The organism is Mitsuaria sp. WAJ17 (assembly GCF_014174515.1).
Lineage (GTDB): Bacteria > Pseudomonadota > Gammaproteobacteria > Burkholderiales > Burkholderiaceae_C > Roseateles_B.
The window spans coordinates 129,610-150,331 of record NZ_JACJUG010000014.1 but is presented as its reverse complement, the minus strand read 5'-3'; the positions used below and the strand labels follow the sequence as shown (position 1 = coordinate 150,331).

General features: G+C 67.6%; 27 protein-coding genes and 1 pseudogene. 5 read left to right on the top strand and 23 right to left on the bottom strand.

Annotated features, from left to right (window positions below; translation table 11 throughout):
- Both H5407_RS13480 and H5407_RS13475 read right to left on the bottom strand, forming a co-directional pair.
- A pseudogene (locus H5407_RS13480) lies at positions 1-203 on the bottom strand (4-hydroxythreonine-4-phosphate dehydrogenase PdxA); the annotation flags it as partial.
- 11 nt (positions 204-214) lie between these two features.
- The gene (locus H5407_RS13475) at positions 215-1,009 is read right to left on the bottom strand and encodes a Nif3-like dinuclear metal center hexameric protein (RefSeq protein ID WP_183104960.1); all 795 of its coding nucleotides are present in this window, start codon (positions 1,007-1,009) and stop codon (positions 215-217) included.
- Between the two features lie 49 nt (positions 1,010-1,058).
- Between H5407_RS13475 and H5407_RS13470 the strand changes: the two genes are divergently transcribed.
- A complete protein-coding gene (locus H5407_RS13470) occupies positions 1,059-2,198 on the top strand; it encodes a S1C family serine protease (RefSeq protein WP_183104974.1) in 1,140 nt (379 codons plus the stop codon).
- A gap of 43 nt (positions 2,199-2,241) precedes the next feature.
- On the opposite strand, the gene tatC is transcribed toward H5407_RS13470, so the two are convergent.
- The 13 genes from tatC to argB all read right to left on the bottom strand — a co-directional run bounded on the left by tatC (position 2,242) and on the right by argB (position 10,182).
- On the bottom strand, positions 2,242-3,033 hold the full coding sequence (tatC, locus tag H5407_RS13465) for a twin-arginine translocase subunit TatC (protein WP_183104959.1): 792 nt from the start codon (positions 3,031-3,033) through the stop codon (positions 2,242-2,244).
- Positions 3,034-3,068: 35 nt separating this feature from the next.
- On the bottom strand, positions 3,069-3,539 hold the full coding sequence (gene tatB, locus H5407_RS13460) for a Sec-independent protein translocase protein TatB (RefSeq protein WP_183104958.1): 471 nt from the start codon (positions 3,537-3,539) through the stop codon (positions 3,069-3,071).
- Between the two features lie 11 nt (positions 3,540-3,550).
- Entirely contained in the window at positions 3,551-3,778 is a 228-nt protein-coding gene (gene tatA / locus H5407_RS13455) for a Sec-independent protein translocase subunit TatA (protein ID WP_183104957.1), read from the bottom strand.
- A 101-nt stretch (positions 3,779-3,879) separates the two neighbouring features.
- A complete protein-coding gene (locus H5407_RS13450) occupies positions 3,880-4,227 on the bottom strand; it encodes a histidine triad nucleotide-binding protein (RefSeq protein WP_183104956.1) in 348 nt (115 codons plus the stop codon).
- 36 nt (positions 4,228-4,263) lie between these two features.
- Positions 4,264-4,680: a hypothetical protein gene (locus H5407_RS13445; protein WP_183104955.1), complete on the bottom strand. Its 417-nt coding sequence runs from the start codon at positions 4,678-4,680 to the stop codon at positions 4,264-4,266.
- A gap of 66 nt (positions 4,681-4,746) precedes the next feature.
- The gene (locus tag H5407_RS13440) at positions 4,747-5,082 is read right to left on the bottom strand and encodes a phosphoribosyl-ATP diphosphatase (RefSeq protein ID WP_183104954.1); all 336 of its coding nucleotides are present in this window, start codon (positions 5,080-5,082) and stop codon (positions 4,747-4,749) included.
- A gap of 5 nt (positions 5,083-5,087) precedes the next feature.
- Entirely contained in the window at positions 5,088-5,480 is a 393-nt protein-coding gene (gene hisI / locus H5407_RS13435) for a phosphoribosyl-AMP cyclohydrolase (protein ID WP_183104973.1), read from the bottom strand.
- A gap of 13 nt (positions 5,481-5,493) precedes the next feature.
- Positions 5,494-5,964: an NUDIX domain-containing protein gene (locus H5407_RS13430; protein WP_183104953.1), complete on the bottom strand. Its 471-nt coding sequence runs from the start codon at positions 5,962-5,964 to the stop codon at positions 5,494-5,496.
- Positions 5,965-5,969: 5 nt separating this feature from the next.
- Positions 5,970-6,902, bottom strand: a complete 933-nt coding sequence (locus H5407_RS13425) for an ATP-binding protein (RefSeq protein WP_183104952.1) — start codon at positions 6,900-6,902, stop codon at positions 5,970-5,972.
- Between the two features lie 61 nt (positions 6,903-6,963).
- Complete coding sequence (slmA, locus tag H5407_RS13420) at positions 6,964-7,629, bottom strand: nucleoid occlusion factor SlmA (protein WP_183104951.1); 666 nt, start codon at positions 7,627-7,629, stop codon at positions 6,964-6,966.
- Positions 7,630-7,697: 68 nt separating this feature from the next.
- Complete coding sequence (locus H5407_RS13415; RefSeq protein WP_183104950.1) at positions 7,698-8,381, bottom strand: response regulator transcription factor; 684 nt, start codon at positions 8,379-8,381, stop codon at positions 7,698-7,700.
- A 108-nt stretch (positions 8,382-8,489) separates the two neighbouring features.
- Positions 8,490-9,257 carry a pyrimidine 5'-nucleotidase gene (locus tag H5407_RS13410; protein ID WP_183104949.1) on the bottom strand — a complete coding sequence of 256 codons (768 nt, stop codon included), beginning with the start codon at positions 9,255-9,257 and terminating at the stop codon, positions 8,490-8,492.
- Between the two features lie 13 nt (positions 9,258-9,270).
- Entirely contained in the window at positions 9,271-10,182 is a 912-nt protein-coding gene (gene argB, locus H5407_RS13405; protein ID WP_183104948.1) for an acetylglutamate kinase, read from the bottom strand.
- A 164-nt stretch (positions 10,183-10,346) separates the two neighbouring features.
- Here argB and H5407_RS13400 point away from each other — a divergent pair, with 164 nt between their 5' ends.
- From H5407_RS13400 to H5407_RS13385, 4 genes are read left to right on the top strand one after another with little or no spacing between them, the layout of a single operon-like run.
- Positions 10,347-11,249, top strand: a complete 903-nt coding sequence (locus tag H5407_RS13400; protein ID WP_183104947.1) for a cation diffusion facilitator family transporter — start codon at positions 10,347-10,349, stop codon at positions 11,247-11,249.
- Complete coding sequence (dtd, locus tag H5407_RS13395; protein WP_183104946.1) at positions 11,246-11,686, top strand: D-aminoacyl-tRNA deacylase; 441 nt, start codon at positions 11,246-11,248, stop codon at positions 11,684-11,686. The genes H5407_RS13400 and dtd overlap by 4 nt, the downstream gene beginning before the upstream one ends.
- Before the next feature lie 26 nt (positions 11,687-11,712).
- Entirely contained in the window at positions 11,713-12,102 is a 390-nt protein-coding gene (locus tag H5407_RS13390; RefSeq protein WP_183104945.1) for a VOC family protein, read from the top strand.
- Positions 12,103-12,117: 15 nt separating this feature from the next.
- Positions 12,118-12,486: a cupin domain-containing protein gene (locus tag H5407_RS13385; protein ID WP_183104944.1), complete on the top strand. Its 369-nt coding sequence runs from the start codon at positions 12,118-12,120 to the stop codon at positions 12,484-12,486.
- Positions 12,487-12,507: 21 nt separating this feature from the next.
- Here H5407_RS13385 and H5407_RS13380 read toward each other — a convergent pair whose 3' ends face one another.
- The 8 genes from H5407_RS13380 to H5407_RS13345 form a co-directional block, all read right to left on the bottom strand.
- Complete coding sequence (locus tag H5407_RS13380; protein ID WP_183104943.1) at positions 12,508-13,428, bottom strand: ABC transporter substrate-binding protein; 921 nt, start codon at positions 13,426-13,428, stop codon at positions 12,508-12,510.
- A 14-nt stretch (positions 13,429-13,442) separates the two neighbouring features.
- Positions 13,443-14,402 (bottom strand): tripartite tricarboxylate transporter substrate-binding protein, encoded by a 960-nt coding sequence (locus H5407_RS13375; RefSeq protein ID WP_183104972.1) that lies wholly within the window; start codon positions 14,400-14,402, stop codon positions 13,443-13,445.
- Positions 14,403-14,561: 159 nt separating this feature from the next.
- The gene (locus tag H5407_RS13370; RefSeq protein ID WP_183104942.1) at positions 14,562-15,809 is read right to left on the bottom strand and encodes a phenylacetate--CoA ligase family protein; all 1,248 of its coding nucleotides are present in this window, start codon (positions 15,807-15,809) and stop codon (positions 14,562-14,564) included.
- On the bottom strand, positions 15,802-16,101 hold the full coding sequence (locus H5407_RS13365) for a hypothetical protein (RefSeq protein WP_183104941.1): 300 nt from the start codon (positions 16,099-16,101) through the stop codon (positions 15,802-15,804). The genes H5407_RS13370 and H5407_RS13365 overlap by 8 nt, the downstream gene beginning before the upstream one ends.
- Positions 16,102-16,331: 230 nt before the next feature.
- Positions 16,332-17,138: an ABC transporter ATP-binding protein gene (locus H5407_RS13360; protein WP_183104940.1), complete on the bottom strand. Its 807-nt coding sequence runs from the start codon at positions 17,136-17,138 to the stop codon at positions 16,332-16,334.
- 160 nt (positions 17,139-17,298) lie between these two features.
- On the bottom strand, positions 17,299-18,630 hold the full coding sequence (locus tag H5407_RS13355) for an ABC transporter substrate-binding protein (RefSeq protein WP_183104971.1): 1,332 nt from the start codon (positions 18,628-18,630) through the stop codon (positions 17,299-17,301).
- 56 nt (positions 18,631-18,686) lie between these two features.
- The gene (locus H5407_RS13350) at positions 18,687-19,751 is read right to left on the bottom strand and encodes a branched-chain amino acid ABC transporter permease (RefSeq protein WP_183104939.1); all 1,065 of its coding nucleotides are present in this window, start codon (positions 19,749-19,751) and stop codon (positions 18,687-18,689) included.
- A 30-nt stretch (positions 19,752-19,781) separates the two neighbouring features.
- On the bottom strand, positions 19,782-20,711 hold the full coding sequence (locus tag H5407_RS13345) for a branched-chain amino acid ABC transporter permease (RefSeq protein ID WP_183104938.1): 930 nt from the start codon (positions 20,709-20,711) through the stop codon (positions 19,782-19,784).
- Positions 20,712-20,722: the final 11 nt, after the last annotated feature.

Below are 20,722 nucleotides of genomic sequence, written 5' to 3'. Positions count from 1 at the left end.
TCCGACGGATCGTCCAGCAGGGCCACCGGGCGGTCCAGGCCGGCCAGGCGCAGGGCCCGGCGCCAGACGGCGGCGTCGCCCACCAGGCACAGGGGGCGGTCGCCAGGCGCGGTCTGTTCGGCGGCCCAGGCGGCCACGGCGACTTCGGGGCCGATCCCGCAGGCATCGCCCTGGGTGATCAGCAAGGGCTTGAGACGGCTCATCGCTCGGGGCTTCATGCAGGGTTGGGGAGGTCCAGGAACTCGACGTCGAGGCCGGCTTCATCGGCCAGGCGCCGGCCCAGGGCCTGCACACCGTAGCGCTCCGTGGCATGGTGGCCGGCGGCAACAAAGGCCACGCCGGTCTCGGCCGCGTAATGGGCCTGGGGCTCGGAAATCTCGCCGGTCAGGAAGACGTCCGCCCCGCTGGCGATTGCCGCCTCGAAGAAGCCCTGTGCCCCGCCGGTGCACCAGGCCACGCGGCGCAGCGGCCGCCCATCGCCCGGGATGGCCAGGACGGGGCGCGCGAGCTGCCGTTCCAGCACGCCCGTCAGGCCGGCCAAGGTCTGCTGACCTTCGGGCAGGGGGCCCGAGAAGCCCAGGTCCTGGTCACCGAAGCGGGCATCCGCCGTCCAACCGAACTGACGGCCCAGTTGCGCGTTGTTGCCCAGCTCGGCATGGGCATCCAGCGGCAGGTGGTAGGCGATCAGGTTGATGTCATGGGCCAGCAGGCGCTGCACGCGGGTCTTCATCCAGCCTGTCAGGCGCTGCTCCTGGCCGCGCCAGAAGAGGCCGTGGTGGACCAGCAGCGCATCGGCGCCGCGCTCGATGGCCGCCTCGATCAGGGCCAGGCTGGCGGTCACGCCACACAGCACGCGCCGCACCTCGGGCTTACCCTCAAGCTGCAGACCGTTGGGCCCATAATCCTTGAAACGACCCGGCTCCAGCCAGCCGTCCAGCAGGCGCAGCAGCGCCTCGCGCGGCAGGGCCCGGGGCCCGATTCTTCCGGTCGTCGGATTGTCTTCGTTCATGTCCACATCGTCCTCGTCTTCCTCCCAGCCTGCCGGAGCGCCCTCGCCCCTGCGCCGGTCCTGGCTGATTTTCTCCCAGGCCACGACCGTGGCGCTGGCCGGCTACTTCGTGGTGGCCACGCTGAAACCGCAATGGCTGCAGGGCAGCCTGCATCCAGCACCCAGCCTGCAGCTGGCCACCAGCAGTGGCAAGCGACCCGGCTATGCGGAGGCCGCGCGCCTGGCGGCGCCGGCTGTGGTGAGCATCAGCGCCAGCAAGCCCGGCCAGCCGCTCAGCGAGGAAGAGGAAGCCTGGCTGCGCTACCACGGCGGCAGCCCTGATGAAGACGAGCCCGACGGCCCGCGCGGCACGGGCTCGGGCGTCATCGTCTCGCCCGAGGGCTATGTGCTCACCAACAACCATGTGGTCGAGAACGCCACCGAGATCCTGATCCAGCTCAGCGATGGCCGCGAGACCACCGCCGAGCTGATCGGCACCGACCCCGACACCGACCTCGCCGTGCTGCGCATCCGCCTGCCCAATCTGCCGGTGATGCGCCTGGGCGAGGCCGACAGCCTGCAGGTGGGCGATGCCGTGTTGGCCATCGGCAACCCCTTCAACGTGGGCCAGACGGTGACCTCGGGCATCGTCAGCGCCCTGGGCCGCAAGCAGCTGGGCCTGTCTACCTTCGAGAACTTCATCCAGACCGATGCGGCCATCAACCCCGGCAACTCGGGCGGCGCGCTGGTGGACACGCAAGGCCAGCTGCTGGGCATCAACACCGCCATCTACTCACGCAGCGGCGGCAGCATGGGCATCGGCTTCGCCATCCCGGTGAGCCTGGCGCGCGAGGTGATGGAGGCGCTGATCAAGCAGGGTCAGGTCTTGCGCGGCTGGGTGGGCGTGCAGACGCGCGAGCTCACGCCCGAGGTGCTGGAGGCCTTCCATCTGCCGCAGCTGCGGGGCGTGATGGTCAGCGGCGTGATCCTCAAGGGGCCGGCTGAGCAGGCCGGGATACGGCCGGGCGACGTGGTGCTCAGCGTGGGCGGCAAAACGGTGCAGAACCCCAACGAGCTGCTGACCACGGTGGCTGCCCTCACCCCGGGCAGCCAGGCGAAGCTGGAGGTGCAGCGCGGCGCCGAACGCCGGGCCTTCGTGCTGAAGGTGGGCCAGCGGCCAAGGCCCAAGGCGGAAGACAACCCGAACTGAGCACGCTGGGCAGGCGGCCCTGCCTACCTTGCGCAGCAGGCGATCAGCCCGCGGCGTCCTTGGCGTCCTCGGAGTCGTCCGGCGCCTTGGTGGCGCGGATGAAGACGCCTGCCGACCAGATGCCCAACTCGTAGAGCAGGCACATGGGGATGGCCAGGGCGAGCTGGGAAACGATGTCCGGCGGCGTGATGATGGCCGCGATCACAAAGGCCAGCACGATGAAGTAGCCGCGGAACTCGCGCAGCTTCTCGACCGTCACCAGGCCCATGCGGGCCAGCACCACCACCACCACCGGCACCTCGAAGGCCGCACCGAAGGCGATGAACATGGTCATCACGAAGCCCAGGTAGGCTTCGATGTCCGGCGCCGCCATGATGCTCTTGGGCGCAAAGCCCTGGATGAACTTGAAGACCTGCCCGAAGACGAAGAAGTAGCAGAAGGCCACGCCGATGAAAAACAGCACCGTGCTGGACACCACCAGGGGCAGGACCAGGCGCTTCTCGTGCGAATAGAGGCCCGGCGCCACGAAGGCCCAGACCTGGTACAGCACCACCGGCAGCGCCACAAGAAAGCCGGCCAGCAGCGTGATCTTCAGCGGGACCAGAAAGGGCGAGAGCACATTGGTGGCGATCATCGACGAGCCCTTGGGCAGATGTGCCACCAGGGGCGCCGCCAGCAGGTCGTAGAGCCCGGCCGGGCCGGGATAGAGGCACAGCAGGCCGAAGGCCACGCCGATGGCCAGCAGCGCGCGGATCAGGCGATCACGCAGCTCGATCAGATGCGACACGAAGGGCTGCTCGGTGCCAGCCAGTTCGTCTTCGGGAGAGGAACTCATGGGAAGGGGCGCCTTCTCGGCTTGTCAGGGCAGGATCAGAATTGCGAAGAACGCGAGGAAGGGCGGAACCGGGCCACGCGCGCCGCACCGGACTGCACATGGCGGCGCACCCCCTGCTGCTTCTTGTACCAGAGGGGCACCGCGCCGCGCTTGACGCGCCACTTCTTGCCCGGGTGGCGATAGCTGGGCGGCAGCGGCTCATAGCTGCTGCCCTCGCCGCCTATGCTCTGCCAGGTCTGGTCGAAGGCCTGGGTAGCGGAATTGACTTCCTGCTGGACGCTCTGTTCGACGTCGCGCGCGGCGTCCTCGAACTGGCCCTTCATCTTTTTGAGCTCCTCGAGCTCCATGGAGCGGTTGACCTCGGCCTTGACCTCGGCCACATAGCGCCGGGCCTTGCCCATGAGGTGGCCGGCCGTGCGCGCCACCTTGGGCAGGCGCTCCGGTCCGATCACGATCAGGGCCACGGCGCCGATCAGCGCCAGCTTGTCAAAGCCGAAATCAATCATCCGAACTCAGCTCAGGACTTGGTCTTGGCGTCGACATCGACCGTGTTCGGGTCCTGCGTCTTGTTGTGGCTCACCTGCTGTGCGGGTGCGTCAGCGGTGGAACCGTCCTTCATGCCGTCCTTGAAGCCCTTGACCGCTGCGCCCAGGTCCGAGCCCACATTGCGCAACTTCTTGGTGCCGAACACCATCACCACCACCACCAGCACGATCAGCCAGTGCCAAATGCTCAGTCCACCCATAGTGGTCTCCTCAAAAGCGAATAACGGATTCTAGGCGCCCGCCGTGTCAGTCCCTTGCGACTGGACAGATGCCCCTTATTCATCAAAGTTTCAAGAAGGGCTCAACCCTTCAGCCAAGGCCTGGGGCCGCCCATGGCGTGCATGTGCAGGTGATAGACCTCCTGCCCGCCGTCCGGCCCAGTATTGATCACGGTGCGGAAACCGTTGCTGACGCCCAACTCCTTCATCAGCCGGGGCGCCAGCACACTCATCCGGCCCAGCAGCGTCACATGCTCTTCCGTCAGTTCCACCATGCTGGCGATATGCAGCTTGGGGATGATCAGCACATGGACGGGCGCCCACGGGTGGATGTCGTGGAAGGCCAGCAGATCCTCGTCCTCGTAGACCTTCTTCGAGGGGATCTGGCCGGCGATGATCTTGCAGAAGATGCAGTTCGGATCGTGGCTCATGGTGTGCTCCAGCAGTCTGATTCTGAGGTGCCTCGGTCAAGGCATTCGACGGTGTTCGCTCCAGTTGAGCAGGCCTCGCACGACAAGATAGCTGCCGCAGAACCAGGTCAGGCCGAGGACAACCCGCCCGACGCCCTGAACGCCGCTGCTCAAGGCTTGCAGATCGTGCGCGGGATAGCCCGTGACTTCGGCGATGGCGGGGCCAGCCCAGTTCGTCCAGACCAGAACACCCCCCAGCGCGAACCCGACAAAGCACAGCCAGAAGCCCCGCAACATCCAGCGCAGATGGCTGTGGTAGATCGTGCCCTGGCTCTCTTTCAGGCGAAGACAGGTCAACATCAAGGCCAGCAAGGCGGCCACACCCGTCAGCAGGCCGAGGCCGTAGATCAGGTACACCACCAGCACGAACAGCCGCATGCCCTGCGAAGGCTCGGCGGACTGCTCAATCTTCACGGCTCGATTCATTTCTCCTCCCGTGCATCTTCTTTCCCCTCGGATGCGCTTGTCATCGCTGGCCGCTCAGCCCTTGGGCCGCGCCGCAAACTCCTCCAGACCCGAAAGCCCCTCACGCCGCGCCAGCTCGTTCAGCACGTCCGCCGGCTTCAGGCCCAGGGCGCTGAGCGCGATCATGGAGTGGAACCAGAGGTCGGCCACCTCGTAGGTCAGCTTGGCGGGGTCGCCGTCCTTGGCGGCCAGCACGACCTCGGTGGCTTCCTCGCCGATCTTCTTCAGGATGCTGTCCAGGCCCTTGTGAAAGAGCTTGGCCACATAGCTGGCGGACGGGTCGCCGCCGGCCTCGGGCTTGCGGGAATCGATGGTCTCGCCCAGCCGGGCCAGGATGTCATTGCCGTTCATCGCGCTCACTTGCTGTAGATCTGGTGGGGGTCCTTGAGCACGGGCTCCACCGCGGTCCACTGCTGGCCGTCCAGGCACTGGAAGAAGCAGCTGTGGCGGCCGGTGTGGCAGGCGATGCCGGGCTCGTGGCCGCGCTGGGTGATCTTGAGCAGGACCACGTCGTTGTCACAGTCCAGGCGCATCTCGTGTACCTGCTGGATGTGACCGGACTCCTCGCCCTTGTGCCACAGCTTCTGGCGCGAGCGGCTCCAGTAGACGGCCTCGCCCTTCTCGGCTGTGAGGCGCAGGGCCTCGCGGTTCATCCAGGCGAACATGAGCACATCGCCCGTGTCGCGCTCCTGGGCGATGACGGGCACCAGGCCCTGCTCGTCCCATTTGATCTGATCCAGCCAATCCATGGCGGCAGTGTACTCAGCCATGGTGGGTGGCCCCCTGAAAGCCTCGTTCCTCGGCGAACCACTGCAGCACGGGGACGGTGCCCGGCAGCACGGGTTGCACTGTCACTGGCAGGCCCTGCCAGGCCATTTGCTGGCCCTCGCGCATCTCGAAGTCGCCCTTCCAGTCGTAAACCTTGCAGAAGTGCAGGCGCACGCGGGCATGAGGGTAGTCCATCACCTCGACCTTCCAGGGATGGGCGGCGCCGATGGTGATGCCCAGCTCCTCGTGCAGCTCGCGGCGCAGGGCCTGCTCCACGGTCTCGCCGGCCTCCAGCTTGCCGCCCGGGTACTCCCAGTAGCCGGCGTAGACCTTGCCCTCGGGGCGGGAGGTCAGCAGGAAGTCGGCCTCACGGCCTTGCAGGTCGCGCCGCACCAGCACGCCCACGGCCACGTCCACGGGCACGCGGTCGGCGGGATGGGCCTTCGTCGTCGATTCGGTCGTCATGGCGTTCAGGCCTGGTCCAGGTCGTCGGGAATGGGGGCATCAGCCGGCGTGGCGGCGGTCAGGGCTCCGGGGCCGCCTCGCCCGGCCAGGTCACGGGCGAACTGGTAGGCCACACGCCCGGATCGCGACCCACGCTCCAGGGCCCAGATCAGCGCCGGCTGGCGCGCGGCGGCGATGGCCGCCTCTCCCAGGCCGAAATGCCGCAGCCACTGGGCCGCGATGGCCAGGTACTCCTGCTGGCTGAAGGGGTAGAAGCTGATCCACAGGCCGAAGCGCTCAGACAGGCTCACCTTCTCCTCGATGGCCTCGCCGGGATGCAGCTCGCCGTTCTCATCGACCTTGGCCGCGAGGTTGTCCCGCATCTGCTCGGGCAGCAGGTGGCGGCGATTGCTGGTGGCGTAGATCAGCACATTGTCGCTGGCCGCGGCGATGGAGCCGTCCAGCATGGACTTCAGCGCCTTGTAGCCGGCCTCGCCCTCCTCGAAGCTGAGGTCGTCGCAGAAGATGATGAAGCGCTCAGGGCGCTCGGCCACCAGATCGACGAGGTCAGGCAGGTCCACGAGATCGGCTTTGTCCACCTCGATAAGGCGCAGGCCCTGGCCCGAGAATTCGTTGAGCACCGCCTTGATCAGCGAGCTCTTGCCCGTGCCGCGAGCCCCCGTCAGCAGCACATTATTGGCCGGCCGGCCCTGCACGAACTGGCGGCTGTTCTGCAGCAGCCGCTCCTTCTGGGCATCGACCTCCTTCAGCGCCTCCAGCCGAATGGTGGCCACATGGCGCACCGGCTCCAGCACCGGCACGCCGCGGCGGCGACGGTAGCGGAAGGCGCTGGAGGCGGCCCAGTCGGGCGCGCCGAGCTGCGGCGGCAGCAGGGACTCCGCACGGGCCAGCAGGCTTTCCGCGCGGCTCAGGAACTGGACAAGGGCATCGGTGGACATGGCGGTCTTCCCGGCAGGCCGGGGCTGAAGGATGGAAGCACGGCCCGCGCGGGCCACGGACTCAGCGCGTCAGCAGGCCCAGGGCGACATCCAGCTGCTCGGTGGGCATGCGCTTGAAGCCCGAACGGGCATAGCGCTGCAGCCGGCCGATGATGAAGCTCACCAGCACCGAGGCCTGGGCGTTGGCCTGCACCGTCGGGGTCTCTGAGCCCTCGGCCTCGGCGGCCTGGCGCAACACCTGGCGCAGCGTGGCCTCGACGCGATCGAAGAACAGGTTCATGCGCTGGATCAGCCGCTCGTTCTCGTAGACGAGGGCGTCCCCCACCATCACCCGGCTCATGCCCGGGTTGCGCTCGCCGAACTGCAGCAGCACCGAGACGATGCGCTGGGCTTGCACGAGGCCGGCGGCCTCGCGCTCGGCGATCTGGTTCAGCAGGGTGTAGATGCTGGACTCGATGAATTCGATCAGGCCCTCGAACATCTGGGCCTTGCTGGCGAAGTGGCGGTACAGCGCGGCCTCGCTGACCTCCAGGCGGCCGGCCAGCGCGGCCGTGGTCACGCGCTCGGCGCCGGGTTGCTCCAGCATGCTGGCCAGGGTCTGCAGGATCTGCACTCGGCGCTCGCCCGGCTTGGGGCGAGTGCGGCGCTTGGTCTCGGGCGCTGCCGCTCCGGGGCTACCGGCGGCAGGGTCTTCGGGGTCCGGATCGGGGGAGGCGGCGACGTGCATGGCGCTGTGGATTCTGGCACAGCCCTGTGGCGCCCTCGGCCATCCTCAGGCCTGGGCCCGGGCCGCCTTCAGTCGCGCAGCCAGCCCAGGCGGCGGGCCTCGTAGATGGCCTCGACCTTGGAGCGCACCTGCAGCTTGCGGTAGATGCGCTTGACATAAGTCATGACCGTGTGCGGCGAGACCTGCAAGAACTGCGCGATCTCGTCGAAGGTGAAGCCTTTGGCGGCGAGGTGCAGCACGCGCGATTCCTGCTCGGACAGCGCGATGACGTTCTCGTCCAGCGGCGCCGCACCAGTCTCGGCGGGCAGGCCGTGCAGATGCTGGGTGCCTGCGTTGAGGCGCAGCAGCAGGCGGCGGGCGATGACGGGGCTGATGGGACTGCCGCCACTGCGCAGGGCGCGCAGTTGATCTGGAAGGTCCAGGGCGAGGCTGTCCTTGAGCAGGTAGCCCGTGGCGCCGGCCTCGATGCTGGACAGCACATGCTGCTCGTCACCGAAGACCGAGATCACCATGACCTCGCAATCGGGATGGGCCTGGGCCGCGTGGCGGATGAGCTCGATGCCGCTGCCCCCCGGGAGATCCAGGTCCACCAGGAGCACGTCGGGGCGCAGCTGGTCGAACATGCGCCGGCCCTGCTGTAGGTCGGACGCCATGCCCAGCAAACGGATGTCACTGGCCTGGGACAGGGATTTCTCGAAGGCTTCCCGGAACCGGACCTGGTCTTCGACGATCAGAACGCTGAACAATGACATGGGCTTGTCGTTCTTCTGGACCCGGCTGTGCGGGGCAGATGCACCGCTGCTTCTGCGTGGCGGATGCTACCGTCAAAACCGGGCCTGGGGCATCAGGTGATCAGGGGGCTATGGAAAACCCCGTCCAGATGGGCCCGTAGCGTGGACGAGTGCACGCCAGCGCAGTGCGCCCAGGCCATGGACGCGCTGGTCCACATAGGACGGACGGCGCCGTAGCGGCAGGTGCGCCTCGGGGCCGTGCACGGAAGCCTTGGTCCAGCGCTGGACCCACACCGTGCGTAGGCCCAGCGAGCGGGCGGCCTTCTGGTGCATCAGGCTGTCTTCCACCAGCACGCAGCGCGTCGGCTGCACCCGCAGCCGGGCCAGTACATGGCGGAACATGCGGCGGTCCGGCTTGGGGCGGAGCTGGCCGAACATGGCCATCTGCTCCAGCGCGATGACCCCTTCAAAGGCATGGCCCAGGCCGACGGCCCGCAGCACCCGCCAGGCGTAGGCGGCGGGGCCGTTGGTCAGCAGGAACTTGCGGCCTGGCAGGCGGGCCAGGGCCGCCAGGTCATGGGCATGGCCGTGCAGATGCGCCTCCATGCCGGGCAGCGCGTGGGTCTCAGCCAGAAAGTGCGCGGCATCGATGCCATGGTGGCGCACCAGGCCGGTCAGCGTGGCGCCGTAGCGCGCCCAGTAGAGGCGGCGCAGGCAGTTGGCTTGCGCGGTATCGACACCCAGGTGGCGCTCGATATAGGCCGTCATGGCCACGTTGAGCGCAGCGAAGACCCGGTCCGAGGCGTTGTGCAGGGTGTTGTCCAGGTCGAAGAGCCAGACCGGGCCCTCGCCATGCTGTCGGGCCCGGCCGGCGTGGCGCAGGGGTGGGCGCCGCATCAGGACCGCGTGCTCAATGCGAACGGATCATCGTGCCGTAGGCCTGGTCGGACAGGATCTCCAGCAGCATGGCATGCGGCACGCGGCCGTCGATGATATGCACGGCATTGACACCGCTCTTGGCCGCGTCGATCGCGCCGGCGATCTTGGGGATCATGCCGCCGCTGATGGTGCCGTCCGCCACGAGCTCGTCGATGCGACGGGGTGTGAGCTCAGTCATCAGCTGGCCTTGCTTGTCCAGCACACCGCGGATGTTGGTGAGCATCAGCAGCTTCTCGGCCTGCAGCACGGTGGCCAGCTTGGCGGCCACGACGTCGGCGTTGATGTTGTAGCTTTCGTTGTTCTCGCCGAAGCCGATGGGGCTCACGACGGGGATGAACTGATCGTCCTGCAGGGCCTTCACCACGCTGGGGTCGATGGAGACGATGTCCCCGACCTGGCCGATGTCGTGTTCCTTGCTGGGGTCGTCCTTGTCCTGGACCTTGAGCTTCCTGGCGCGGATCATGCCGCCGTCACGGCCGGTCAGGCCCACGGCCTTGCCACCGGCGGCGTTGATCAGCCCCACCACGTCCTGCTGCACCTCGCCGGCCAGCACCCACTCGACCACGTCCATGGTCTCCTTGTCGGTGACGCGCATGCCCTGAATGAAGTGGCCCTTCTTGCCCAGCTTGGTCAGCAGCTCCTCGATCTGCGGACCGCCGCCGTGCACCACCACCGGATTCATGCCGACCAGCTTCAGCAGGACCACGTCCTCGGCGAAATCCTGCTGCAGCACCGGGTCGGTCATGGCGTTGCCGCCGTACTTGATCACGATGGTCTTGCCGTGAAACTTGCGGATGTAGGGCAGCGCCTGGGACAGGATCTCGGCCTTCTCGCGCGGGGCGATGTGGGACACGTCGGTGTGCAGGGCGGGATCGTTCTTCATGGGGCTGCTCGGCAGGAAAGCGCGGGAGGATCAGGCGAGCCCGCGGAACTCGCGGCGATTGTAGGACCGCCGTCCCGCGGTGCGCGCGGGCCCAGGGTTCACGAAAAGCGAACCGTTCGCATTGCAAAAAGACAGGCCCGGCAACAGCGAGAATCCAGCCCATCATGCAAGTCAGCAGCTACCTCAAGCTCTCCATCGCGGTGGCCGCCGTCACCATCGCCCTGAAGACCGGGGCCTGGTACTGGACGGATTCCGTCTCCCTGCTCTCCGATGCCCTGGAGTCCCTGGTCAACCTGGCCGGCGCCATGTTTGCCCTGGCCATGGTGACCGTGGCCCAGCGCCCGCCCGACGAGGACCATCCCTTCGGCCACCACAAGGCCGAGTACTTCTCCAGCGGCTTCGAGGGCGTGCTGATCTTCGCGGCGGCGGCCGGCATCATCTGGGCCGCCGTGCACCGCCTGCTGAGCCCGCAGCCCGTGGAGCAGCTGGGCCTGGGCATGGTGCTGTCCCTGATCAGTTCGGCCCTCAACGGCGGCCTGGCCTGGGCCATGCTCAAGAAGGCCCGCGAGCACCGCTCCATGGCCTTGGAGGCCGATGCCCGCCACCTCTTCACCGATGTCTGGACCTCCATCGGCGTGGTGGCCGGCCTGATCGGCGTGATGGCCACCGGCTGGCTGTGGCTGGACCCGGTGATCGCCGTGCTGGTGGCCCTGAACATCCTGCGCGAGGGCGCGCTGCTGGTGATGGAGTCCGCCGCGGGCCTGATGGACGAGGCCCTGGACACCGAGAGTCAGGCCGCCATCCATGCGGTGCTGGAACGCTGCAGCCATCAGCAGGTCCGCTTCGATCACATCGCTACCCGAGTCTCCGGCCAGCGCCGCTATGTGGACATGCACATGCACATGCCCGCCGGCTGGTCCCTGGGCCAGGCCGCCGCCGAACGCGGTGCCGTGGAGCGCGCCCTGATGGCTGCCGTGCCGGGCCTGCGCGCCAGCATCCAGCTGCTGCCCATGGATGTGGAGGCGCATTTCAACGACCCCAAGGACAGGGAGGGCATCGGCCCATGATCGCGATCCTGCAGCGCGTGCGAGAGGCGCGCGTCGAGGTGGCCGGCCGGGTGACGGGCCGGATCGGCGCCGGCTTCCTGATGCTGGTCTGCGCCGAGCCTGGCGACACCGAAGCCGTGGCCGAGCAGCTCATCCAGAAGGTGCTCAAGCTGCGCGTCTTCAGCGACGAGGCCGGCAAGATGAACCGCAGCGTCCAGGACGTGGGCGGCGGCCTGCTGATCGTCTCGCAGTTCACCCTTGCGGCCGACACCCGCGGCGGCAATCGCCCCAGCTTCACCGGCGCCGCCCCGGCGGAGCAGGGCCGCCGGCTCTACGAGCACTGCCTGACTTTCGCTCGCAGCCAGCACCCCCTGGTACAAAGCGGCGAGTTCGGCGCGGACATGCAGGTGCACCTGGTCAACGACGGCCCGGTCACCATCCCGCTGCGCATGACCTGACCCCCGCCTCTTCAGAAGGAACCACCATGCTTTCCTACGCCACCCTGGGCAGCAACGACCGCCAGACTGCCAAGCGCTTCTACGACGCCACCCTGGCGCCCCTGGGCCTCAAGAACACCTACGCCGACGACGAGTTCTGCGGCTACGGCCCGGACGCGCCCGATGCCAAGGCCTTCCTCTGGATCTGCAAGCCCTACGATGACGCCCCCGCCACCGTGGGCAACGGCAGCATGCTGGCCCTGGCCGCGGCCACGCGGGCGCAGGTGGACGCCGTGCATGCCGCGGCCCTGGCCGCCGGCGGCCGCTGCGAGGGCAAGCCGGGCCTGCGCGACTACGCACCGAATTTCTACGCCGCCTACTTCCGCGACCTCGATGGCAACAAGCTGGCCGTGGTCTGCACCGCGGCCGAGTCCTGAGCAGGCCGTCACGACATGAGCACCGCCCCCCGCGTCATCCCCATCTCCGGCACCGAAGGCCTGGCACCGCAGCGGGACCAGCCTCGCGAGGACCGCCGCGTCGAGGGCGCACCGCAGCGCCAGACCTGGCTCATGCATGAGGCCGGCCCCATGAGCGCGGGCGTCTGGGCCTGCGAGGTGGGCCGCTGGCGCATCGAGTTCGCACCCGGCAAGCAGGAGTACTTCCATGTGCTGGAGGGCCGCGTCTGCCTGCATGGCGCGGACGGCAGCCGCACCGAGGTGGGCCCCGGTGAGGGCGCGGTCATCCCGCCCGGCTTCCGTGGCGAATTCGAGGTGATCGAAGCCGTGCGCAAGCAGTTCGTGCTGGTGGAGCTGCAGGGTTGAAGCCCTGCGGCAGCCGGCGATTCAGAGCCGCGTCCAGCCCGCCACGCGGGCATTGAAGAAGCCGCACTGCTCGTAGGCCCGGCGGACCAGACCCTGCTGCCGCAGCCGCGCCAGGCCAGCATTGAGCTGCTCACGCAGCCTCGGCCCCAGCGGATGCGTGTGGGAGACCAGGAAGTGGCGCGTGCCCCGCATGCGCAGCTTCAGCCCGGGTACCGGCACCAGGCGGACGCCCTCCACCGTCATGGACAGGTCCGGCGTGGGCTGGAAGGGCGCCAGCAGCAGATCGGCCCGCCCCTGCTGCAACATGCGCGGCATCAGATTCCAGCTGGCCACATGCTGCAGGTCGGTGAAGCCCAGCTGCTCCAAGGTCAGCCAGTCCACGCGCCAGCTGCGGTTGCTCAGCACGCGCAAGCCCTGCAGCTCGCGCAGGCTGCGGGCGGACAGGGCCCGCTCATGGTCCGGCGTGGTGTAGAGGCCGACCTCGAACTCACCCTCGTCCAGCACCGGATCGCTGAACAGCAGGCCATCGGATTGAGGGAAGTCCTCGCGCCAGTAGCTGGTGGCGCTGCAGGCGGCATGGCCGGAGCGCAACTCGGCCTGCAGGCGCTGGCTGGTGGGCATGGGCATCAGACTCAGGCGCAGCTCGCTGTCCTGCCGCGCCAGGGCCTGCTGGATCAGCAGCACCTCGATCACGTCCCGGCGGGCGTGCGGGCCGCCGAAATCGGCGATGCCCACGGGATCCCGGCCCGCCAGGAAGCGCTGGTAGTCCAGCAGCACGTCGTCGGGGATCAGGGCGGGCAGCAGTTTGTCGGACGCCGGCGCCCGGGAGGCGGGGACGGCCGGGCAGGCCCCCGTGGCCAACGCCAGGCCCAGGCCCAGCAGGCCTCGGCGCGGCAGCAGCACGGCGTCAGGCACCGCCCCGGCTTGACGGGAATCGGACATCAGGACGCAGCCCCTCAATCCGCGTACTGGCCGGCCGCCTTGATCACCACGCCCCACTTGCCGATTTCGTCCGTCACGAATTTCTTGTGCTCGGCCGGATTGACGCGAGCGTCCTGCACGATCACCGCACCCAGGGCCTCCTGACGCTTGTGCAAGTCCGGGTCCTGCAGGGCCTTCTTGAGGCCGGCATTGAGCTTGTCCAGCACCGGCTTGGGCGTGCCCTTGGGCGCATAGAGGCCGTGCCAGATGGCCACGTTGAAGCCCTTGAGGCCCAGCTCGTCCAGGGTGGGCAGCTTGGCCAGGGCCGGGCTGCTGAGGCGCTTGGAGGAGGTCACGGCATAGGCCTTGATCTTGCCGCCCTCGATCTGGGACGTAGTGTTGGTGGTCTGGTCGCACAGGATATCGACCTGGCCGCCGATCAGGTCGGTCATGGCCGGGCCCGTGCCCTTGTACGGCACGGTGGTCATGTCGATCTTGATGGTGCTCTGGAACAGCAGACCGCACAGGTGGGAGGCCGAGCCCAGGCCGGCATTGGCCAGGTTGACCTTCTCCTTGTTGGCGGCGATCCACTTGGCCAGTTCGCCGTAGTTGGCCGCCGCCATGGTGGGCTTGGCCACCAGGGTCATGGGCACCTCATTGATCAGGCCCAGGTACTCGAAGTCGTCCAGGGTCTTGTACTGCAGATTGCGGTAGAGGGCCGGTGAGGTCGCCATGCCGATGTGGTGCAGCAGCACGGTGTAACCGTCCGGCGCGGCCTTGGCCACCTTGGTCGCGCCGAGGGTGCCGCCGGCGCCGCCGACGTTTTCGATCACCAGCGTGGCATTGAGCGTCTTGCGCAGGGACTCGGCGAGGTCGCGAGCCACCTTGTCGGTGGGGCCGCCGGCCGCGAAGGGGACGACGATGGTGATGGGCTTCTCGGGGTACTCGGCCCGGGCGGCCAGGGGCAGCGCCATCAGGCTGACAAGGGTGATCATGCCGAGGGCAGTCGGACGGATTCGCATGGCTGTCTCCATTATTGAGGCCGGGGGCCAGCGACATGCTAAGTGAGCCCGTCCTGATCCGCACGTCGGAAACTACCGATGTGGCTTCCTAGTACACACAAGCGGCGGCCAGGGTGCCCCGGGGGCGCGCGATCAGTCGAAACGGCGGCGGTCCTCGATGACCCGGCCATCGTTGGGCAGGCTGCCTGGCGGCACGAACTGCACCTCGCCGCGCAGCTTGGTGACGTCGCGCAGGGCCGACACCAGCAGGTCCGCCAGGCCTTCAGGCACGGCGCCCAGCTCCACCTGCAGGCTCATGCGGTCCTGTGCCAGCTCGCCCTCCACCACCAGGCGGCCGCGGCCCAGCATGGGGAAGCGCTTGAGCACCTCGCCCACCTGCCCGGCATGCACGAACATGCCGCGCACCTTGGCGCTCTGGTCAGCCCGGCCCATCCAACCCTTGATGCGCGCATTCGTGCGGCCCGTGGGGCACTGGCCCGGCATCAGGGCCGAGAGATCGCCCGTGCCAAAGCGGATCAGCGGGTAGTCGGGGTTCAGCGTCGTCACCACCACCTCGCCGACCTCGCCCTCGGCGACCGGGTCGCCGGTACCCGGGCGCACGATCTCCACGATCACGCCCTCGTCCAGCACCAGGCCTTCGCGGGCCGAGGTCTCGTAGGCGATCAGGCCGAGGTCGGCCGTGGCATAGCACTGGTAGCCGGCGATGCCCCGCTCCAGCAGCCAGTCCCGCAGGGCTGTGGGAAAGGCCTCGCCGCTGACCATGGCCTTGCGCAGGGACAGAGCCTGGCCCGCCTCGGCCGCCTTTTCCACCAGGATCTTGAGAAAACTGGGCGTGCCGATATAGCCGCTGGGCCGCAGCTCGGCCATGGCCTGCAGCTGCAGCTCGGTATTGCCAACCCCGCCAGGGAAGACCGAACATCCCAGGGCATGGGCGCCGCCTTCCATCATGGAGCCGGCCGGGGTCAGGTGGTAGCTGAAACTGTTGTGGGCCAGCTCGCCGGCGCGGAAGCCGGCCGCGTGCAGGGCACGGGCGGCACGCCAGTAGTCGGGCTTTGCACCCTCGGGCTCATAGATCGCGCCGGGCGACTGGAACACCCGCCGCGCAGCGCCCCAACCGATGGCCGAGAAACCGCCAAAGGCATCCCCGCCCGCCGCGCGCACCGCCTGCTGGCGCGCCAGCAGCTCGGACTTGCGCGTGACCGGCAGCCGGGCCAGTGCCGGGCGCGAATTGACAGCCCCCGCATCGACACCGGCCAGCAGCTCCGCGAAGGCCGCCGTCTGCGCCTGCGCCTGCGCCACCTGGCGCGGCAAGGCTGCCATCAGCGCGGCCTCGCGCAGCTGCGGATCGCGGGCCTCCAGGGCGTCGTAGAACTCACTCATCGGCATCGCTCCAGCCAGAGAGGTTTTTCTTCACAAGGGCCAGGAAGTCGCGCAGCTGGGCGCTGTCCTTGACCGTCTTCTCGTTCCATTCGGGCGTGCGCGCCGGCCGCTTCACGATCGCCACCCTCAGCGTCGCGCCGTCCACCGCCGCCCGGGCGATTGGTGTCCCGCGGCGCTCGAAGCGCCCTTCCCGCTCCGTGAGCCCGGCCTCACGCAGCTCCCGCCGCAGCTTCTGCAGCGCCTCGTCCGGCTTGAAGGCCGGCAGGGCAAAACCCCAATTCTCTTCACTCATGGCGTCTCACCTCATGACCTGTCTCGCCGCCTGACTACGTCCCAAGAGCGACCGGCACAGCCGGCGCTCGCCCCGCACGAACGCCGCCGATCCGGCTCCGCAGGGCGGTCGGTGTTGCCCCCTTGAGGGGGCTGAGGCCGGACACAAACGGCCTGCCGTTTGTGCCTGCCCAAGGACCGGGCCTCTGGCCCGGTGCGCCCTGCAAGGGGGCGAAGCCGGTAGGGGGTGGTTCACGCCAACCACCGCTTGCGCCGCTTGTAGCTCTTGACATCCTTGAAGCTCTTGCGGTCCCCGCCGCCCATGCCCAGGTAGAACTCCTTGACATCCTCGTTCTCGCGCAGGTCCTTCGCCTCGCCGTCCATCACCACGCGTCCGTTCTCCAGGATGTAGCCGTAGTCAGCGTAGCGCAGCGCCATATTGGTGTTCTGCTCGGCCAGCAGGAAGGTCGTGCCCTCCTTGCTGTTGAGGTCCTTCACGATCTCGAAAACCTCCTCGACGATCTGCGGCGCCAGGCCCATGGAGGGCTCGTCCAGCAGCACCATCTTCGGGTTGGCCATCAGGGCGCGGCCGATGGCGCACATCTGCTGCTCGCCGCCTGAGGTGTAGGCCGCCTGGCTGCTGCGGCGAGTCTTGAGGCGGGGGAAGTAGTTGTAGACCTTCTCCAGCGTCTGCTGCACCGCGGCCTTGCCGTCGCGCCGCGTGTAGGCGCCGGTCATCAGGTTCTCCTCGATGCTCAGGTGGGCGAAGCAGTGCCGCCCCTCCATCACCTGCACCACGCCGCGGTTGACCATGTCGGCGGTGGAGAGCTTCTCGATGCGCTCGCCGCGCAGCTCGATGGAGCCCTTGGTCACCTCGCCCCGCTCGCCCTCCAGCAGGTTGGAGACGGCGCGCAGCGTGGTCGTCTTGCCCGCGCCATTGCCACCCAGCAGGGCCACGATGCCGCCCTCCTTCACCTGCAGCGACACGCCCTTCAGCACGAGGATCACATGGTTGTAGATCACCTCGATGCCATTGACGTTCAGAAGCACATTGCTCATAGCTGGCCTTTCCACTCGGCACGAATCACTCGAGACAGCACCGCCCGCGATGCTGTGTCCAGTGCCCGCTCCCCCACCAAAGTACGTCCCCCGCCCCCGGGGCGGGGGCGGGGTGGAAGCTCACAGCGCCTGGCGAAGCCAGTGCCGATCCGCCAGCGGATCAGCTCTGGCAGTCTTCCGGCGTGCGCCTTTGCATCCTCTTTTCGGCGGCGTACTTGTCCGCCGTGCTCTTGACCAGCGGCTTGATGATCTGCTCATCCGCCTGGTACCAATCGCCGACGAAGTTCCACTTCTTGCCGTCCCAGCTGTGCACGCGGGCCCAGTTGGCGCCCATGTGGTCGGCACAGGAGGTCGACACGGGGCGCATCACGCCGGCCAAGCCCATGGCATCGAGCTTCTTCTGGTCCAGCGCCAGGTTCTCCAGGCCCCAGCGGACCTGCTCGCCCGTCATGACCTTGCCCTTGCCGAAGCGTTCCTGCGCGCGGCGCACGCCTTCCACGCCCATGGCCGCGGACAGCAGGCCGCGCATGTAGAGCACCTGGCCCACCTCTTCCTTGTTGGACCCCGTGCCCTGGCCCTTGGCATAGACTTCCTTCAGGATGTCCTGCACCACCTTGGACTGCGGCTCCGCGCCATGCTGCATGGTCACGGCGCTGTAGCCCTTGGCGCCCTCGCCCACGTCCTTGACGTCCGGCTCGGCACCGGCCCACCAGACGCCGTACATCTTCTCGCGCGGATAGCCCGTGGCCTGAGCCTCCTTCAGGGCAGTGGAGTTCATCACGCCCCAGCCCCACAGGAAGATGAAGTCCGGCCGGCTCTGGCGCACCTGCAGCCAGGTGGCCTTCTGCTCGACGCCGGGCGCCGTCACCGGCAGCAGCTGCAGCTCGAAGCCGTGCAGCTTGGCGCGCTCCTGCAGCAGCGGAATGGGTTCCTTGCCATAGGGGCTGTCGTGATAGACCAGAGCGATCTTCTTGCCCTTGATCTTGTCCCAGCCGCCTTCCTTCTTGACCACGTGCTGCAGCAGCACGTCGGCGGCCACCCAGTAAGTGCCCAGCAGGGGGAAGTTCCACTTGAAGACGCCGCCGTCCTGGCTCTCGCTGCGGCCATAGCCGGCGGTGATCAGCGGGATCTTGTCCACGGGGGCCTTCTCGGTCAGCGCGAAGGTGGCACCGGTGGACAGCGGCTGGAACAGCGTCGCGCCCTTGCCCTTGAGGCGCTCATAGCACTCCACCGAGCGGTCGGTGGCATAGCCCGTCTCGCATTCCTCGAAGGTGATCTTCACGCCGTTGATGCCGCCCTTGGCATTGATCAGCTTCAGATAGTCCACATAGCCATTGGCCCAGGGCGTGCCGTTGGGGGCGTAGGCGCCGGTGCGGTACACCAGCACGGGAAAGAACTGTTCCTTGGCGTCAGCGGCGGCCACCGAGGTGGACAGCCCGGCCAGACATGCCGACACGACCGTGGCGGCGACTGCGAGCGACTTCAGTTTCAACATGATGCCTGTCTCCTTGGCGTTTGCACTCGTGGTGCTGTTTTGAAACGGTGTGATCAATGGGGGAAGGGCCAGAGCCGCAGCTTTTCCTTGGCGGTGGCCCACAAGCGCGCGATGCCGTGCGGCTCGACGATCAGGAAGAAGACGATCAGCGCGCCGAAGATCATGAACTCCAGGTGCGAGGCCGTCTCGGTGCCCAGCGGGATGCCCAACCAGTGCGGGATCTGGTTCAGCAGGATGGGCAGCACGATGATGAAGGCCGCGCCGAAGAAGGCGCCGGAGATCGAGCCCAGGCCGCCGATGATCACCATGAACAGCAGTTGGAAACTGCGATCGATGGAGAAGGCGGCCGGCTCCCAGGAACCCAGGTGCACGAAGCCCCACAAGGCGCCGGCCACGCCCACGATGAAGCTGGACACCGCGAAGGCGCTGAGCTTGGCGTAGACCGGGCGGATGCCGATGACGCTGGCCGCCACGTCCATGTCGCGCATGGCCATCCACTCGCGGCCCACGGCGGAACGCACCAGGTTCTTGGTCAGCAGCGCGAACAGCGCCAGCACGCTGAGGCAGAAGAGGTACTTCTGCACCGGCGTCTCGATGGGAAGGCCGAAGACCTGCAGGCCGGAGACCGAGACGTTGCCCGAGGAGGAGTCATGCGTGAACCACTTGATGCGCAGGAAGGCCCAATCGCAAAAGAACTGCGCCGCCAGCGTGGCCACGGCCAGGTAGAGACCGCGGATGCGCAGCGAGGGAATGCCGAAGAACACGCCCACCACCGTGGCACAGAAGCCGCCGCCAAGCAGAGACAGCACCAGGGGCAGGCCCTCAATGCGCACATGAAAGTTGTAGGCCGCATAGGCCCCCACGGCCATGAAGGCGCCGGTGCCCAGCGAGATCTGCCCGCAGTACCCCACCAGCACGTTCAAGCCCAGGGCTGCGAGCCCGAGGATCAGGAAGGGGATGAGGATGGCACGAAAGAGGTACTCCGAGGCCAGCATCGGCACGCCGACAAAGGCCACCGCCAGCAGCAGCACGATGAAGATGGCGTCCTGACGGATGGGAAAGATTTGGCTGTCAGCGCTGTAGCTCGTCTTGAACTGGCCGTTCTCGCGGTAGAGCATGGGGGTCTCCTGCTTCCTTGTTTTTGTCGCTCAGACGCGGTCGATGATCTTCTCGCCGAACAGCCCTTGCGGCCTCACCAGCAGGAACACAAGGGCCAGCACGTAGGCAAACCAGATTTCGATGCCGCCGCCCAGCAGCGGGCCGAGATAGACCTCCGAGACCTTCTCGCCCACCCCGATCAGCAGGCCCCCGATGATGGCACCCGGCACCGAGGTCAGCCCGCCGAGGATCACCACCGGCAGCGCCTTCAGTGCCACGAGGGACAGCGAGAACTGCACGCCCAGCTTGGAGCCCCAGATGATGCCGGCCACGAGCGCCACGAAGCCCGCCACGCTCCAGACGATGATCCAGATGCGCGAGAGCGGGATGCCGATGGACTGCGCCGCCTGGTGGTCATCCGCCACCGCACGCAGGGCGCGGCCGGTGGCCGTCTTCTGGAAAAAAAGCGCCAGCAGGGCCACCAGGCCGGCGGCGATCAGGGCCGCGACCAGGTCCTCCTTGTTGACCAGCACGCCGCCCTCGAAGGTCTTCTCAAAGAGGAAGAGCGGGTCCTTGGGCAGGCCGATGTCGATCTTGTAGATGTCCGATCCGAACAGGGTCTGGCCCAGGCCTTCGAGGAAGTAGGTGATGCCCAGCGTGGCCATCAGAAGCGTGATGCCCTCCTGGTTGACCAGCTTGCCCAGCACGAAGCGCTCGATGGCCCAGGCCACCACCACCATCACCGCGCAGGCCGCGGCAAAGGCCAGCACATTGGCCAGCACCGGGTTGTCGAAGCCCAGCCACTTCGGGATCCATTCCGAGAAGCGCGCCATGGCCAGGGCCGCGAAGAGCACCATCGCTCCTTGAGCGAAGTTGAAGACGCCCGAGGCCTTGAAGATCAGCACGAAGCCCAGGGCGATCAGGGAGTACAGCATGCCTGTCATCAGGCCGCCGAACACGGTTTCAATGAGGAATCCCATCGCTGTGGTCC

What these genes read in the sequence shown, in the direction of transcription:
- H5407_RS13475 (WP_183104960.1), bottom strand. Translation starts at nt 1,009, where the DNA reads ATGAACGAAGACAATCCGACGACCGGAAGAATCGGGCCCCGGGCCCTG.
- tatC (WP_183104959.1), bottom strand. Translation starts at nt 3,033, where the DNA reads ATGAGTTCCTCTCCCGAAGACGAACTGGCTGGCACCGAGCAGCCCTTC.
- tatB (WP_183104958.1), bottom strand. Translation starts at nt 3,539, where the DNA reads ATGATTGATTTCGGCTTTGACAAGCTGGCGCTGATCGGCGCCGTGGCC.
- tatA (WP_183104957.1), bottom strand. Translation starts at nt 3,778, where the DNA reads ATGGGTGGACTGAGCATTTGGCACTGGCTGATCGTGCTGGTGGTGGTG.
- H5407_RS13450 (WP_183104956.1), bottom strand. Translation starts at nt 4,227, where the DNA reads ATGAGCCACGATCCGAACTGCATCTTCTGCAAGATCATCGCCGGCCAG.
- H5407_RS13440 (WP_183104954.1), bottom strand. Translation starts at nt 5,082, where the DNA reads ATGAACGGCAATGACATCCTGGCCCGGCTGGGCGAGACCATCGATTCC.
- hisI (WP_183104973.1), bottom strand. Translation starts at nt 5,480, where the DNA reads ATGGATTGGCTGGATCAGATCAAATGGGACGAGCAGGGCCTGGTGCCC.
- H5407_RS13430 (WP_183104953.1), bottom strand. Translation starts at nt 5,964, where the DNA reads ATGACGACCGAATCGACGACGAAGGCCCATCCCGCCGACCGCGTGCCC.
- H5407_RS13425 (WP_183104952.1), bottom strand. Translation starts at nt 6,902, where the DNA reads ATGTCCACCGATGCCCTTGTCCAGTTCCTGAGCCGCGCGGAAAGCCTG.
- slmA (WP_183104951.1), bottom strand. Translation starts at nt 7,629, where the DNA reads ATGCACGTCGCCGCCTCCCCCGATCCGGACCCCGAAGACCCTGCCGCC.
- H5407_RS13415 (WP_183104950.1), bottom strand. Translation starts at nt 8,381, where the DNA reads ATGTCATTGTTCAGCGTTCTGATCGTCGAAGACCAGGTCCGGTTCCGG.
- H5407_RS13410 (WP_183104949.1), bottom strand. Translation starts at nt 9,257, where the DNA reads ATGCGGCGCCCACCCCTGCGCCACGCCGGCCGGGCCCGACAGCATGGC.
- argB (WP_183104948.1), bottom strand. Translation starts at nt 10,182, where the DNA reads ATGAAGAACGATCCCGCCCTGCACACCGACGTGTCCCACATCGCCCCG.
- H5407_RS13400 (WP_183104947.1), top strand. Translation starts at nt 10,347, where the DNA reads ATGCAAGTCAGCAGCTACCTCAAGCTCTCCATCGCGGTGGCCGCCGTC.
- dtd (WP_183104946.1), top strand. Translation starts at nt 11,246, where the DNA reads ATGATCGCGATCCTGCAGCGCGTGCGAGAGGCGCGCGTCGAGGTGGCC.
- H5407_RS13390 (WP_183104945.1), top strand. Translation starts at nt 11,713, where the DNA reads ATGCTTTCCTACGCCACCCTGGGCAGCAACGACCGCCAGACTGCCAAG.
- H5407_RS13385 (WP_183104944.1), top strand. Translation starts at nt 12,118, where the DNA reads ATGAGCACCGCCCCCCGCGTCATCCCCATCTCCGGCACCGAAGGCCTG.
- H5407_RS13380 (WP_183104943.1), bottom strand. Translation starts at nt 13,428, where the DNA reads ATGTCCGATTCCCGTCAAGCCGGGGCGGTGCCTGACGCCGTGCTGCTG.
- H5407_RS13375 (WP_183104972.1), bottom strand. Translation starts at nt 14,402, where the DNA reads ATGATCACCCTTGTCAGCCTGATGGCGCTGCCCCTGGCCGCCCGGGCC.
- H5407_RS13370 (WP_183104942.1), bottom strand. Translation starts at nt 15,809, where the DNA reads ATGAGTGAGTTCTACGACGCCCTGGAGGCCCGCGATCCGCAGCTGCGC.
- H5407_RS13365 (WP_183104941.1), bottom strand. Translation starts at nt 16,101, where the DNA reads ATGAGTGAAGAGAATTGGGGTTTTGCCCTGCCGGCCTTCAAGCCGGAC.
- H5407_RS13360 (WP_183104940.1), bottom strand. Translation starts at nt 17,138, where the DNA reads ATGAGCAATGTGCTTCTGAACGTCAATGGCATCGAGGTGATCTACAAC.
- H5407_RS13350 (WP_183104939.1), bottom strand. Translation starts at nt 19,751, where the DNA reads ATGCTCTACCGCGAGAACGGCCAGTTCAAGACGAGCTACAGCGCTGAC.
- H5407_RS13345 (WP_183104938.1), bottom strand. Translation starts at nt 20,711, where the DNA reads ATGGGATTCCTCATTGAAACCGTGTTCGGCGGCCTGATGACAGGCATG.